At 70.5% G+C, this 14084-nt stretch carries 9 protein-coding genes, 1 tRNA gene and 1 pseudogene; 3 read left to right on the forward strand and 8 right to left on the reverse strand.

The genetic code is table 11. The features are described 5' to 3' along the window. Positions 1 to 37: 37 nt before the first annotated feature. From XM48_RS16875 to XM48_RS06645, 4 genes are all read right to left on the reverse strand, one after another. Positions 38 to 349 carry a hypothetical protein gene (locus XM48_RS16875; protein WP_052961341.1) on the reverse strand — a complete coding sequence of 104 codons (312 nt, stop codon included), beginning with the start codon at positions 347 to 349 and terminating at the stop codon, positions 38 to 40. 155 nt (positions 350 to 504) lie between these two features. After that, entirely contained in the window at positions 505 to 1482 is a 978-nt protein-coding gene (locus XM48_RS06635; protein ID WP_046455020.1) for a ribose-phosphate diphosphokinase, read from the reverse strand. Beyond that, the gene (gene glmU / locus XM48_RS06640; protein ID WP_046455021.1) at positions 1479 to 2909 is read right to left on the reverse strand and encodes a bifunctional UDP-N-acetylglucosamine diphosphorylase/glucosamine-1-phosphate N-acetyltransferase GlmU; all 1431 of its coding nucleotides are present in this window, start codon (positions 2907 to 2909) and stop codon (positions 1479 to 1481) included. The genes XM48_RS06635 and glmU overlap by 4 nt, the downstream gene beginning before the upstream one ends. Positions 2910 to 2939: 30 nt before the next feature. Continuing rightward, positions 2940 to 3011 (reverse strand) — tRNA-Gln (locus tag XM48_RS06645). A gap of 91 nt (positions 3012 to 3102) precedes the next feature. On the opposite strand from XM48_RS06645, the gene XM48_RS06650 reads away from it, so the two are divergent. Beyond that, entirely contained in the window at positions 3103 to 3648 is a 546-nt protein-coding gene (locus XM48_RS06650; protein WP_046455022.1) for a MarR family winged helix-turn-helix transcriptional regulator, read from the forward strand. 104 nt (positions 3649 to 3752) lie between these two features. Here XM48_RS06650 and XM48_RS06655 read toward each other — a convergent pair whose 3' ends face one another. From XM48_RS06655 to XM48_RS06665, 3 genes and pseudogenes are all read right to left on the reverse strand, one after another. Then, complete coding sequence (locus XM48_RS06655; protein ID WP_046455023.1) at positions 3753 to 6518, reverse strand: Ig-like domain repeat protein; 2766 nt, start codon at positions 6516 to 6518, stop codon at positions 3753 to 3755. Positions 6519 to 6582: 64 nt separating this feature from the next. Continuing rightward, positions 6583 to 8562, reverse strand: a complete 1980-nt coding sequence (locus XM48_RS06660; RefSeq protein ID WP_156174952.1) for a hypothetical protein — start codon at positions 8560 to 8562, stop codon at positions 6583 to 6585. Between the two features lie 517 nt (positions 8563 to 9079). Further along, positions 9080 to 10762 (reverse strand): annotated as a pseudogene (locus XM48_RS06665) (amidase); the annotation flags it as partial. Positions 10763 to 10911: 149 nt separating this feature from the next. Here XM48_RS06665 and XM48_RS06670 point away from each other — a divergent pair. Beyond that, the gene (locus XM48_RS06670) at positions 10912 to 11475 is read left to right on the forward strand and encodes a TetR/AcrR family transcriptional regulator (RefSeq protein ID WP_046455025.1); all 564 of its coding nucleotides are present in this window, start codon (positions 10912 to 10914) and stop codon (positions 11473 to 11475) included. Positions 11476 to 11497: 22 nt separating this feature from the next. Here XM48_RS06670 and XM48_RS06675 read toward each other — a convergent pair whose 3' ends face one another. Continuing rightward, the gene (locus tag XM48_RS06675; RefSeq protein WP_046455026.1) at positions 11498 to 12418 is read right to left on the reverse strand and encodes a LysR family transcriptional regulator; all 921 of its coding nucleotides are present in this window, start codon (positions 12416 to 12418) and stop codon (positions 11498 to 11500) included. A gap of 75 nt (positions 12419 to 12493) precedes the next feature. On the opposite strand from XM48_RS06675, the gene XM48_RS06680 reads away from it, so the two are divergent. Next, entirely contained in the window at positions 12494 to 14050 is a 1557-nt protein-coding gene (locus XM48_RS06680) for an aminotransferase class I/II-fold pyridoxal phosphate-dependent enzyme (RefSeq protein ID WP_046455027.1), read from the forward strand. The last annotated feature ends 34 nt before the right edge of the window (positions 14051 to 14084 follow it).

The raw sequence follows: 14084 nt of genomic DNA on the forward strand, positions 1-14084 counted from the left end.
GCACAGTGACGTCCTCCGCCGGATCGGCCGGCGCCCGTCAGTCCTTCGGGAAGATCCGCTTCGCGATGGTCTGCACATCGCGGTCGATGTCGTCGACGCGCGTCTCGACCCTGCCGACGCGCTGGTCGAGGTGCTCCAGCCGCCGGTCGACCTGATCGAAGCGCCGGTCGACCTGATCGAACTGCCGGTCGACGTTCGAGAAGCGCTCGGCCATCAGCTCGCGCACGGATTCCATCTGCACCGTGACGGTCTTCGACATCGCGCGCATCGTCTGCGCGCTGAAGCCGACGATCGCCGTCAGCGCCGTCAGCAGTCCGGCGGCGAGAGTCCAGAGCTGGGGTTCGGTCATGCGTTCCTCCTCGGTTCGATGGGTACGCAGCCAGCATGTCAGGTGTGTGCTCTGAGCTGTCAAGCGATCGGGCTTGAATGCGCGCAATACCGTCCCGAAAACGCAGAACGGGCCGGAACCCTCGCGGGTTCCGGCCCGTTCTGCGTTCGGGGCGCTTAGGCGGCGCCCTCGAACATGCTCGTCACCGAGCCGTCCTCGAACACCTCGTGGATCGCCTGCGCGAGCAGCGGGGCGATCGACACGACGGTGAGCTTCTCGAAGCGCTTCTCCTCGGGGATGGGGAGCGTGTCGGTCACGACGACCTGATCGATGAAGTCCTGCGACAGGTATTCGGCGGCCTTGCCCGAGAAGATCGGGTGCGTGCAGGCGATGGTCACGCCGCGCGCGCCGTTCTTCTTGAGCGCCTCGGCGGCCTTGGCGATGGTCCCGCCCGTGTCGATCATGTCGTCGACCACGACGCACCAGCGATCCTTCACGTCGCCGACGATCTCGTGCACCGACACCTGGTTCGGCACCAGCGGGTCGCGGCGCTTGTGGATGATCGCGAGCGGCGCGTCGAGCTTGTCGCTCCACACGTCGGCGACGCGCACGCGGCCCATGTCGGGCGAGACGACGGTGAGGTCGTCGCGGTTGATGGTCTTGCGGAAGTGATCGAGCAGCACCGGCATCGCGAACAGGTGATCGACGGGGCCGTCGAAGAAGCCCTGGATCTGCGGGGCGTGCAGGTCGATGGTCATGATGCGGTTCGCGCCGGCGGCCTTGAACAGGTCGGCGACGAGGCGGGCCGAGATCGGCTCGCGGCCGCGGCCCTTCTTGTCCTGGCGCGAGTACGGATAGAAGGGGGCGACGACGGTGATCCGCTTCGCCGAGGCGCGCTTGAGCGCGTCGACCATGATGAGCTGCTCCATGAGCCACTCGTTGATGGGGTTGGTGTGCGACTGGATGACGAAGGCGTCGCAACCGCGAACGCTCTCATCGAATCGCGCGTAGAGCTCGCCGTTGGCGAAGGTGCGCGCGTCGGTCGGGACGAGACTCGCCCCGAGCTCCGCGGCGACCGCTTCGGCGAGTTCCGGGTGCGCCCGCCCGGAGACGAGGACGAGCTTCTTCTGCCCCGCCATCTCGATCGCGCTCATGCCTGCTGTTCCCCGTTCTTTTCAGCCGCTGCTGCGGTGTTCGTGCCTGGGCGATGCTCCGCCACCCAGCCTTCGATGTTGCGTTGCGGCGCCACGGTCATGGCAAGCGAGCCCGAGGGCACGTTCTTGCGGATCAGAGCGCCGGCCGCCGTGTAGACGCCGTCCTCAATCGTAACCGGAGCGATGAGCACGTTCTTCGATCCGATGCGCACCGCGTCGCCCACGACGGTCTGGTGCTTGTTCACACCGTCGTAGTTCGCCACGATGGTTCCCGCCCCCACGTTGGTCTCGCGACCGATGGTCGCGTCGCCCACGTAGCTCAGGTGCGGCACCTTGCTCGCCTCGCCGATCTTCGCGTTCTTCGTCTCGACGAACGCTCCGATCTTGCCCTTCGCACCGAGCTCGGTGCCGGGGCGGACGAAGGAGTAGGGCCCGACCTCGACGCCCGCGCCGAAGACGGCGAGCGTGGCCTCGCTGCGGCGGATCCGGGCGCCTTCGCCCACCTCGCAGTCGACCAGGGTCGTGTCGGGGCCGACGATCGCGCCCGTCGCGATCGAGGTTGCTCCGCGCAGGAAGGTGCCCGGCAGGATCTCGACGTCGGGCTCGATCGAGACGTTCGCATCGATCCAGGTGGTCGCCGGGTCCTGGATCGTGACGCCGGCGCGCTGGTGCGCGCGCACGATGCGGCGGTTCATCTCGACGCCGGCGTCGGACAGCTGCGCCCGGTCGTTGACCCCGGCGATGAGCCAGGGGTCGTCGGTCGCGACCGCCTCGACCGCGCCGCCCTCGGAGAGGATCGCCGCTGCTGCGTCGGTCAGGTACTTCTCGCCCTGCGCGTTGTTCGTGTCGATGCCGGCGAGCGCCCGCTCGAGCGCGCGGCGCGCGAAGACGTAGATGCCGCCGTTGATCTCGGTGATGCGCCGCTGCGCCTCGTCGGCGTCCTTCTCCTCGACGATGCCCGTGACGAGCCCGTCGGCGCCGCGCAGGATCCGGCCGAGCCCCGTCGGGTTCTCGTAGATGGCCGAGAGCAGGGTCATCGAGCGGCCGTCGCCGACGTGGCCGTCGACCAGGCGCTGCAGGGTGGGCACGTCGATCAGCGGGACGTCGCCCGAGAGCACCACGATCGAGCCGTCGAAGTCGGCGGGCAGCGCCTCGACCGCCTGCTCGACCGCGCGGCCCGTGCCGGGGATCGCGTCCTGGTCGACGATGCGGGTGTGCGGCGCGTGATCCAGGATCGCCGCGGCGACGCGCTCGCGCTCGTGCCGCACCACCGCGACCACCGTCTGCGGATCGAGCCCCGCCGCGGTGTCGAGCACGTGGGCGATGAGCGAGCGGCCGCCGATCGGGTGCAGCACCTTCGGGGTCGCGGACTTCATGCGAGTGCCCTGCCCCGCCGCGAGGATGACGACTGCGAGTTGGTTAGTCATGAGATGGGTGGCCTCCTGATCGAATCACCGCTCCGCCCCAAGGATTCGAACCTTGACCTCACAGCTCCAAAGGCTGTCGTGCTGCCATTACACCAAGGCGGAACGTGCCGTGCGGCACCCCTCGATTCTGTCAGATGCGGCGACGCCCCGCGGACGGCCGGGCGCACGGGCTCCGCACCGCGATAATGGATCCATGAAGCAACAGGACGAGGTCGACCGCATCCTCGGCGAGTGGCAGTCGGCGCGCCCCGATCTGGATCTCGCCCCGCTGGCCGTCTTCTCGCGGATGACGCGCATCACCAAGCACTTGGATCGCGCCCGCGCGCACGCTTTCGAGCGGTCCGGGCTCGCCTCCTGGGAGTTCGACGTGCTCGCCGTGCTGCGGCGCAGCGGCGCCCCGTACCGGCAGAGCCCGAAGCTGCTCGTGCAGCACACGATGGTGTCGAGCGGCACCATGACGAACCGCATCGACCGGCTCGAGGAGCGCGGCCTGGTGCGCCGGCTCACCGACCCGAACGACGGTCGCGGCGTGCTCGTCGAGATGACCGCGCAGGGGCAGACCCTGGTCGACGCGGCGATGACCCGGCTGAGCGACGCCGAGGAACAGCTGCTCGGGGGCGTGCCGCGCGCGGAGCGGGATCGGCTCGCGACGCTGCTGCGCCGGCTCGCGCTCAGCGTCGACCGCTTCGGGCCGATCGCGGCGGGCGGCGAGGCGGATCCGGCGCGCGACGCGGTCTGACGGAGCCACGAACCGCGGTCCCGCCGGCGACAGCCGGTTCCGCCGGCAGATGACGACGGGGCCGGTGCCGGGAACTCCCGAGCACCGGCCCCGCGTCCTTCGGCCTACTTGACCCGCTGAGTGGTCGACGCCGACTTCGCGCTCACATTCGCATTCCCGAGGAACGTCGCGGTCACCTTCGTGTTCGCCGTCAGCGCTTTCGGAGCCTGCACCGAGACGACGCCCCGGTTAGCGGCGGCGATGGAGACGGTCCGCTTCGATGCGCCGAACGCGACGACGACCTTGCCCGAGGGGAAGGTTCCGTTGTCCAGCTTGCCGATCGTGATCACGGCGGAGGGCCGCGACTTCTTCTTCGCGGCCTTGGTCACGACCGTCATCTTCGAGACCGATGCCTTCACGACGGCGATCGACTGGCTTGCGGTCCGCTTGGCGGAATCCGCGAAGACGTCGTCCCCGAGGAACTGCGCCGAGACGCGATAGCCGCCGACGTTCAGTCGAGGCAGCACGAGCGTTGCCGCGCCGTTCCGCTGCACCTTGGCCGTGCCGAGCTCACGGCTCCCGGCCGAGAACAGCACGGTTCCCTCGGTCGCGCCGGAGACCTGCACCGTCACCGTGGATCGCACCCCGTACACGACTCGGGAATGGCTCGGCCGCACCGCACCGAGGTACACGGGAACCGGCGAGACTGTGACGCGCTTGGCCTTCGAGGCCGCCGGCGCGAAGCGATCGTCGCCCAGGTACTTCGCGGTCAGCAGGAAACTCGCCGTCTGTTCCGGCACGTAATCGAGCGTGGCCGTGCCGTCCTCGATGGCGGCGGTGCCGATCCGGGTGCTCCCGGCGAAGAACGCCACCTCGCCGGTCGCTCCCGAAGTCACCGACGCGGTGAACTCGAGTTCGTCGCGCACCGCGCCCGTCCTATCTCCGCCGAGCGTCGTCTTCGCCGCGAGCTTCGCGATGTCGACGGCGCGTTCCGCGGACGAGGAATGGAACGCGCCGTCCGGATCCGCGAACTTCGCGCCGAACGTACGGGATCCGCCCACGGCGAAGGACTCGGCCGCGCAGATCGCGGTTCCGCCCGACACCGGAACGGCACCGCACCCGGGGATCGCCGTCCCGTCGAGCGTGAATGCCACGTTTCCGGCGACCGTGCCCGCGCCGGCCCGGGCGGTGACTCGCGCGGTCAACGTCCCTCCGGACGCGACCGATGCCTCTCCGGCCTCGAGCGAGAGCTTGGTGACGGCCTCGCCGATCAGGAACACCGAGGCGTAGTCGGTTCCGTTGGCTCCGCCGACGATGTCGGGGACGCCGTTCCCGTCGAAGTCCGCCGTGCTGCCGACCGCCCGGCCGAGCTGGGCGCCGGCGACCGCGCCGTCGATGCGGAATCCCTCGGCCGATGCGAGCGAGCCCGCTCGCAGGGTGCCGTTGAAACCGGGGGCGCCGTACACGGCGTAGATCGCCCCGGCGTTGGATCCGCCCGAGTCATGCCCCCAGGCGCCGATGATCACCTCGGGGACGCCGTCGCCCGAGATATCCCCGATACCGGCGACCGACCAGCCGAACTTGTCTCCGTCGGCCGCGCCGTCGATCCAGTACCCGCGCGCGACCCGGTCGGCAGCGCAGGTCCCCGTGGTGTTCGGGGCGCTGTCGGAGCAGCTGTACACGGCCCCCTCGGCAGCGCCCGGCGCCGTGAACACCGTCTGGGTGGACGCGGAGCCGTAGACGACTGCGGCACCGCCTGCGCGCGGCCCGGTGGAGGCGTTGGGAACGCCGTCGCCGCCGACGATGAAGTCGGCGAGGCCGTCGCCGTTCAGGTCGCCGAGCTTCGAGACGGACGTGCCGAGCCGGTCGCGGCCCCGCTGCCCGCCGAAGACCGCGAATCCGTGTCCGCCGAGAGCCCCGACGTCGATGTGCTGCCGTTCCTTGGAGCCGAAGATCGCGTACGCAGCACCGGCCACGGGCGCGGCAGCTCCCCACGGGGTCGCGCCATAGCTGCCGATCACGAGATCGGCGAGGCCGTCGCCGTTCACGTCGCCGACGTCGTCGGCCGAGATGAGCTGTCCCCCGCTGCCGTCGATCGTCTGCAGAACCCGTCCGGCCGCCGCTTCACCGGCGACGTCGATCGTGTTCACGTTCCGCGAGCCGGCGATCACCCAGACCCGTCCGATGTTGCTGAGCGCCGGCGCACCGGTCGCCGGGTTCGCGGGGCGGTCGTAGAGGTTGTCGACGATCGCGAAGTCGGCGAGGCCGTCGCCGTTCACGTCGCCGAGGCCGGTGACGGCGTAGCCGAAGTTGGCGCTCCCTCCCGGTGCGCGGTTCTCGGCGACGGCGTCCGAATTGGTGACCTCGAAGCCTCGTGTTCCGAGGGCGTCGACGTCGACGGGCTCGAAGTCGCGGGCGCCGAGCACGACCCAGACACGTTGGGTGCGGTTGGATCCGACCAGCACGTCGTCGATCCCGTCCCCGTTCACATCGTTCGCGCAGGAGACGCTCATTCCTGCGAAGGCGTTGCCGGTGTTCGGGCCGTCGATCCGGATCGCGCCGACGGCCTCGCCGGTGCCGACAGGACCGGCGACGGGGGCGGCTCCGCCGAGCAGCACGTATGCGGCGCCGGCGTTCGCGGTCGTCCCCCGCTTCCACCACCAGTCGCCGACCAGGGCATCGGCGATGCCGTCCCCGTTGACGTCGCACGACGTCCGGCCGACGGCCGCGCCGAAGTCGCCGCCGGCCTCTCCGGTCCAGCGCAGTTCGGATACGGCCGGCGCCTTCGACGCGGGTTCCGTTGCCGAAGCGGGGGTCGCGACGAGCGCCGATCCGATGATCAGCGCGGCGGCGCTGAAACACGCTCCCGCCTTCGTCAGTGTTCTTTCCACAGTGGTCCTCTCGTAGTACTGGGGGTATGGCGCGCCGCGGCCCTCCGGCCGCGCGCTGCGCGGTTCAGTTGGGGGCGTGAACGCCGTTGTCCTTGCCGAAATCGGCCTTCACGTCGAACTTCTGCCGGGACAGCTTCACGGTTCCGAGCACGGATCCCGGCTTGATCAGCTGAGCGATCGACCCGACCCGCCGCTCCGGACCGGCCGATCCGCCGTAGGGGTCGGTGAACACGATCCCGTTCTTCGTACCGGGGTCCGAGACCTGCAGGTCGCCGAGATAGAAATCTCGGCGCGCACCGTTGAACGGCGACCGCGGGTCGCTGTAATCGAAGCGCTCCTGCTCGGCGAGACCGGCCCAGAGGTAGTCCGTCACCGCCCCCTCGGTGAGCCACGCGAGGTCGACCGGCCTGCTGATCCCGTTGGAGGTCGCCGTGCTCACCCGGGAATCGGAGAGGCGGCTCGGGTTCCGCACTCCGAACCAGGGATCGAATCGTGCGAGGACCGCTCCGTCAGCGGTCACGAGCGAGTTCTCGCCCTCCCAGAGTTCGTACAGCGACCAGTCCGTGGGATTGCGCTTCACGCACTCGGTCGTCGGGATGATCCGCTTGCCGCCGTCTCCGGCGGGAAGGGTGCTGCCGACGGTCGGGACCGGCGAGTCGGGGGCGCAGGTCGAGAACATCTCGTTCGCGTTCCCGAAGCGCGACAGCATCGAGGTGATGAGCTCGGTTCCGTCGTCGCAGCGCGCGGCGAAGAGGATCTCGTGCGCGTTGTTCGAGATGGCGTCGGGCGACCAGCTCCCCTGGTGCTGCTTGATGAGGAAATCGCAGGTGAGCTGCGTGCCGTCACCCAGACGGAGCCAGTTGCGATCCGCGTCGAGCATCTTCACGTTGTTCGCGACGAACACCTTGTGCCCGCCGTTGTCCTCGTGGCGCATCGACATGTCGCCGTGGTCGTGCTGCACGTAGTTGTCGAGCTCCTCGCTCGTGTAGCCGAACGGCAGGCCGGTCGGCTCGGTCGGGACGACGTCCTTCGGCGCGGTGAAGGACGAGACCCAGTCGAAGATCTCCGACGATTCCGGGTCGGCGCCGTGCTCGTGCCCGAACGTGCAGGTCCGCCCCGTGGCCGGGTCGATCACCTGAGCAGGGTGCCAGGTCGGGTAGTACTTCCCGTCGGGCCCGACCACCCGGTAGGAGGCGTGGAGCTTCGCCGGGCAGGTGTCGTAGGCGGTCGGGGTCCAGTTCCGCTCGACGTAGGCCTTGGAGAGTCCGCGCTCGGGTGCGGGCTTCTCAGCGACGCGGAGCGACAGCGCGCGAGTCGTCTCGACCCGTTTCGGCGCCGACTCGAGGATTCGGATCGAGTACCGTCCGCCGTCGGCGGCGAGCTGCTCGTAGTTCGTCGCGGGGAGGCGCAGCTTCGCCGTGACCGCACCGCGCTTGGCCCGGATCGTCTGCTGCGCGACCTCCGTGCTCCCGAGGAGGAGCCGGGCCGAGGCAGTGCAGCCGGTCGCCGCTGCGCAGTTCAGCACGAGGGGCACCTCGCGATCGCCGGCGATGTCGTAAGAGGCCTTGAGCAGCGTCAGCTGCGCGGTCGCCGGCGTCACTGTCGAGCTCTTCGAGAAGGTCTCCTTCGCCGGTTTCGCCGCGCGTCCGGTAACGGTGAGCGTCGCCCGCCCCTTGGCCGCGAACTTCCGATGGTCCGCGGTTCCGAGGGTCCACGTGAGCGTCTTCGACGACTTCTTCGCGATGCGGTACGAGAGCTGCTTCGACCCTCCGGTGCTGAGCTTCGCCGTCGCGGTGCCCGAGCAGGTCGATGAGGCGCCGCAGGTGATCGTGAACGCGACGACGCGATCCGAGCCCACCGTCGGGCTGATCGAGGCGATGCTCTGCCGAGCTGCGGCGTTCGCCGCGACAGGGACCGCGACCGTCACGATCAGCGACGCGATCAACGCGCAGACGAGGCCCTGAGCGATCCGCATCGCTCTGCGCCGATCGCGCCGTTCTTCGCGGCGTTCCAGCCGCGCTCGACCACCTGGGAGCTTCACCATTTCCGGTTCCTTCGAGATCAGATTCGCTCGGCCGACGGTGGCGAGCGATTCATCATATCTAGATAAGGCTCACCTAATAAACATCCGATGTTGGCGAATTCTCGCGCTCGACACCTCCCACCGCATTCGGGCGCAGCAAAAAACGGCACCGCCCGAAGGCGATGCCGTTCTTGTGCGCTCCGCGCCGAGAGGTCTACACCTCCGAGTAGGCCGCGGCGTCGCCCGCGGAACCGTGCGCGACGGCGACGACGAGCGCGCGCGAGGCCCGCGGGTTGCCGCCGATCTCGGGAACTGGCACGACGGCGGGAAGCACTGCGGTGGCGGCCCAGCGCTCCCCCGAGACCTCGACGGTCACCGGCTGGCCGTTGACGGTCGCCTCGATCGAGCGCGCACCGCGGACCTCGCCCGAGACGAGCAGCAGCTGCGCGCCCTCGTGGTAGAGCTCGGGATCCAGCGCGAGCTCGACCGTCAACTCGGGCGCCGAGGCGCCGGCGTCGATGCCGTCGCGCGCCGGGATCCGATCCGCGGGCAACTCCGGCGCGAACGCGGGAACCGGCCGCATCGACCCGGCCGCCTCGAACGCGGCGGCGTAGCCGAGCAGCACGGGATCGCTGTACGCGCGCCCCGCGAAGGTCAGGCCGATGGGCATGCCGATGTCGCTCATCTGCCCCATCGGAACCGTGATCGAGGGGATGCCGAGGTGGCGCAGCGCGTAGTTGCCGTTCGAGAAGAACACGCCGTTCGCCCAGGCGCGGTCCGCTGCCTCCTGGTCGATGTCGGCGTTCCAGGCGGCGACGTCGGCGTTCGCCGGGAAGATCACGGCGTCGAAACCGCGTTCGGTCAGCCAGTTCTCGAACAGGTCCTCGCGCAGCCGCACCAGGGCGCGCAGGCCGTCGGCGAAGTCGCTCCGCTCGCGCGGATCCGAGATGCCCTCCTTCGCGAGCCCGACGGTCACGCGGTAGCGGTTCTCGTAGTCCTCGACCTCCTCGTAGCGGTCGGGCATCGATCCGGCCGGCTGCGGGAAGATCCGGTCGGGATCGACCGTCGCGAGCGACGGGATCGCGGGATCCCCGTTGGCGCGCAGGAAGTCGTCCCAGCCGAAGGCGAGGAAGTGGTTGAACTCGGTGTCCATCCAGCCCTCGGGCAGCACGCCGAGTTCGCCGACGTTCTCCTGCCCGGGGCGGTCGCCCTCGTAGCGCTCGATGAGCGGGAAATCGGTGGTTTCGACGATCGCGCCGAGCGACTCGAGCCGCTCGCGGGCCGCCGTGAAGCGCTCGAGCACCGATGCGCGGACCTCGATCGGGAAGTTCGGGTCCTCCCCCAGATACATGCGGGGCACCGCGAAGCGCTTGCCGCGCAGCGCGTCGGGATCCCGCACATCGAGGTAGGACGCCGGTCGGTGCGCGCTGGGCTTCGGCAGCTCGACGACCTGCTGGTTGCGCCAGAAGTCGCCGCGGGTCACGTCGTCGTCCTGCACGAGCACGTCGAGCAGGCGCAGCATGTCGGGCATGGATCGGGTGTGCGGCACGACGACGTCGCGCGCCGGGAACAGCGGCCAGTTGCCGCGGATCGACAGCACGCCCCAGGACGGGGTGTAGGCGCAGAGGCCGTTGTTGGAGGCGGGGCTGCGACCCGACGAGACGGTCTCCTCGCCCATGCCGAACACGGCCATATTGGCGGCGGTCGAGACCCCGGATCCGTTGGACGAGCCGGACGCGTAGGCCGCGGCGAGGAAGTCGGGGTTGTACGGGCTCTCGGCGCGGCCGTAGACGCCGCGCTGCATGCCGCCGTCGGCCATGGGAGGCATGTTGGTCTTGCCGATGAGCACGGCGCCGGCCTCGCGCAGCTTCGCGACCGAGAACGCGTCCCACTGGGCGACGAGGTCCTTGAACGCCGGGGATCCCGATGCGACGGTGAGTCCCTTGACCATGTAGGAGTCCTTGACGGTGAACGGGACGCCCTCGAGCGGGCGCGCCTCGCCGTCGCGGCGGCGGCGGTCGGACTCGGCCGCCTGCGCGAACACCTCGGGGTTCAGCAGGGGGACGGCGTTCAGCCGCGCGCCGTCGCGGTCGAAGGCGCCGATGCGGCTCAGGTAGCGGGCGGTGAGCTCGACGCTCGTGATCCGCCCGGATGCGAGCGCTTCGAGCACCTGCTCGATGCTGGCCTCGAGCAGGGCGAACGTGTCCGACGGTGCCGGCATGACTTCCTCGTTTCTGCGGTCGGTTCCCGCGGTGGCACCGCGGAGGAACGTGCGGACGGATCGCACCGCGCTTCGCACCGGGCGTCCTGAATTCATTTTCAGTTCCTGCTGCTAACGTGTCAAGTCCCGGGCACCGGAAGGAGCGCATCATGGCCGAGGACACCCGCGAACGGATCCTCTCCGCCTGCGAGCGGGTCATCGCGCGCTCGGGGCTCCGCGGTTTCCGCATGCAGGAGGTCGCCCGCGAGGCCGGTGTCTCGATCGGCCTGCTCGCCTACCACTTCGGCGACCGCGACGGGCTGCTCGAGGCCGCGCTGGATCACGTCAACGAGAGCGCCGCGATCCGCGCCGAGACCCCGGGTGAACAGCCCGCCCCCGCGCGGCTGATCGCGCTGCTCACCTCCGAGTTCGGCGACGACGCGGGGATCCGCGACGGTTCCGTGGCCTGGAACGAACTGCGCGCGAGCGCCGTCTTCGACGCCGGGCAGGCCCGCGCCGTCGCGCGATCCACCGCCGACTGGCAGCAGCACGTCGTCGAGCTGGTGCGCGAATCGCTCGGACCCGAGAGCGCCGACCCGGAACCCGTCGCGCTGCTGCTCACCGCGCTCGTCGAGGGACTCTCGGGGCGCTGGCTCACCGGCCAGATCACCGCCGCGCAGGCGCAGGACGCCATGCGCGACGCGGCCGCCCGGGTCGGGATCCGCGCGGACTGAGCCGGCGGCCGCCGGAGGGACGCTACGCGATCCGACCGGCCGGGTGCTCGCGCCGCGCCGCGACGCGCTTGAGCTCGGCACCGAGCCACGCGGTCGCCGCCGGCGGATGCTCGCTGCGGGTCACGAAGGAGACGCGGCGCTCGCCGAGATCCTGCACCGCGGGCCGCAGCGCGACGTCGAAGTCCGCATCGACCGCGGCCGCGGTGGCGAGTGCCAGCCCCAATCCCTCGGCCACGAGCCCGTGGATCATGTACAGGTCGTCCGTGCGCATGAGCTCCCGCACCTCGTGCCCCACCGCACGGCAGGTGCGGCGCAGCACCCGGTCGGGGGCCTCGTCGTTGCTGCGGCTGCACACCCACGGCACCTGGGCGAGCTCAGCGAAGTCGAGCACCGCGTGCTCCGCCCACGGGCTCGACCGGCCGACCATCACGCGATAGGGCTCGCTCAGCAGCGGCTCGAGCCGCAGATCGGGCGAGATGAACGCCGGCTCGTCCGAGAAGTCGTAGATGAGCCCCGCGTGCACCTCGCCGCTGCGCAGCATGCGCACGACCTCGGTCGGCTCGGCTTCGACCGCCTCCACCCGCACGGAGTGCCGCTGCTGCATGCGCGCGATCGCGGCCGGCAGCAGTCGGGATCCGACCGAGGCGAACGTGCCCACCCGCAGGATCGAGACGCCCGACTCCCGCCGGTCGGCGACCATCCGTTCGGCGCGATCGAGGTGGACGACCGCGCGCTCGACCTCCTCGGCGTACTCGACGCCCAGCGGAGTGAGCACCGTGCCGGCCCGCCGGCGCTCGACCACGCGGAGCCCGAGGTGCGCTTCGAGCGCGTCGAGGTGATGCGCTACGGTCGGCACGCCGTAGTGCAGCGCCTCGGCGGCACGGGTCAGGCTCCCGTGCTCGCGGATCGCGAGCAGCACCCGGATCTGTTGGAGGCTCAGCATGTCATACAGACTATGACACAGCGGGCGAATACTTGATATTCCATCGGAGACATCGGCGGGGCTACGGTCGAGATCATGCTCACGACCTCCCCCGCCGCCGATTCCGGCGCAGACACGACCGTCCCCGCCCCCGCAGAGGCGCCGGTCGATCCGTCGTTCGCCGAACGGCAGTCGCGAGCCCCCTACGTCGACGCGCTCCGCAGCCTCTCCGAGATCGACTGGCAGCGGATCCACGTGCCCGGCCACCAGGCGCGGGCCGAGAACGCTCCCGGCGTCGCCTCGATCGTCGGAGAGCAGGCCCTCCGCATGGACTTCCCGATGCTGTTCAGCGGCGTCGACCAGCAGACCTGGCAGCTCGTCACCCCCGGCCGCCGCACACCCATCATGGAGGCGCAGGAACTGGCCGCCGAAGCCTGGGGCGCCTCGCGCACCTGGTTCATCACGACCGGCGCCTCCGGCGGCAACCACGTCGCAACGACCGTCGTGCGCGGCCTCGGCACCGAGCTCGTCGTGCAGCGCAGCGTCCACTCCAGCGTGATCGACGGGATCACCCACGTCGGCCTCACCCCGCACTTCGTGCACGGAGCCGTCGACGCCGGCCTCGGTTGCAACCACGGCGTCACCGCGCAGCAGGTCGAGGAGGCGCTGGCCGCCAACCCCGCGAGCGCCGCCGTCTACATCGTCTCCCCCAGCTACTTCGGCGCCGTCGCCGACATCGCTGCGATCGCCGACGTCGCCCACCGCCACGGCGTCCCGCTCGTCGTCGACGAGGCCTGGGGCTCGCACTTCGGACTGCACCCGGGCCTGCCGACGAACGCCGCGCGTCTCGGCGCCGACCTCGTCGTCTCGAGCACGCACAAGGCCGTGGGATCGCTCACGCAGTCGGCGATGATCCAGCTCGGCCACGGCCCCTACGCCGAGGCCCTCGAATCGCTCGTCGACCGCGTCGTGCGCTCCTACCAGTCGACCAGCACGAGCGCGCTGCTGCTCGCCTCGCTCGACGAAGCGCGCCGCCACATCGTCACCCACCCCGAGCGGGTCGCCGAGGCCATCGCCTCGGCCGAGGCCGTGCGCGCCCTGGTGAAGGCGGATCGCCGCTTCCGCGACGCGACGCCCGACATCCTCGCGAGCCCCGACGCGATCGCGAACGATCCGTTCAAGGTCGCCATCGACACGCGCGGCGCCGGGATCACGGGCGGCGACGCCCACTTCCAGCTGCTCCGCGACCACCGCATCTACTGCGAGCTCTCGACCCCGTCGGCGCTGCTGCTGCTCGTCGGCGCCACCTCGCCCCTCGACGTGGACCGCTTCTGGACCGCGCTGCAGGCACTGCCCGAGGCCGAGATCGAACCGGAGCGCCCCATCTCGCTGCCGCCGAGCTGCGAGCGCGCCATGGGCCTCGACGAGGCGTTCTTCGCCGACGTCGAGGTCGTCGACGCCGCCGGAGCCGTCGGCCGCGTCTCGGCCGACTCGCTCGCGGCCTACCCGCCCGGCGTGCCGAACGTGCTCCCCGGCGAGGTGCTGAGCGCGGATGCGGTAGCGTTCCTGCGCGGCACCGCTGCCACGCCGACCGGCTACGTGCGCGGCGCGAACGACCCCGCGCTCGACACCTTCCGCGTCGTGGCCCGCTGACCCCTCCGGTGGACCTCCGGAAGGACGGTCCACC

It is taken from the genome of Leucobacter sp. Ag1 (assembly GCF_000980875.1).
Classification (GTDB): domain Bacteria; phylum Actinomycetota; class Actinomycetes; order Actinomycetales; family Microbacteriaceae; genus Leucobacter; species Leucobacter iarius.

Excerpts from the sequence above, each read along its gene's own strand:
- XM48_RS06660 (WP_156174952.1), bottom strand. The coding sequence starts at position 8,562 with ATGGTGAAGCTCCCAGGTGGTCGAGCGCGGCTGGAACGCCGCGAAGAA.
- XM48_RS06650 (WP_046455022.1), top strand. The coding sequence starts at position 3,103 with ATGAAGCAACAGGACGAGGTCGACCGCATCCTCGGCGAGTGGCAGTCG.
- XM48_RS06675 (WP_046455026.1), bottom strand. The coding sequence starts at position 12,418 with ATGCTGAGCCTCCAACAGATCCGGGTGCTGCTCGCGATCCGCGAGCAC.
- XM48_RS06680 (WP_046455027.1), top strand. The coding sequence starts at position 12,494 with ATGCTCACGACCTCCCCCGCCGCCGATTCCGGCGCAGACACGACCGTC.
- XM48_RS06670 (WP_046455025.1), top strand. The coding sequence starts at position 10,912 with ATGGCCGAGGACACCCGCGAACGGATCCTCTCCGCCTGCGAGCGGGTC.
- glmU (WP_046455021.1), bottom strand. The coding sequence starts at position 2,909 with ATGACTAACCAACTCGCAGTCGTCATCCTCGCGGCGGGGCAGGGCACT.
- XM48_RS06635 (WP_046455020.1), bottom strand. The coding sequence starts at position 1,482 with ATGAGCGCGATCGAGATGGCGGGGCAGAAGAAGCTCGTCCTCGTCTCC.
- XM48_RS16875 (WP_052961341.1), bottom strand. The coding sequence starts at position 349 with ATGACCGAACCCCAGCTCTGGACTCTCGCCGCCGGACTGCTGACGGCG.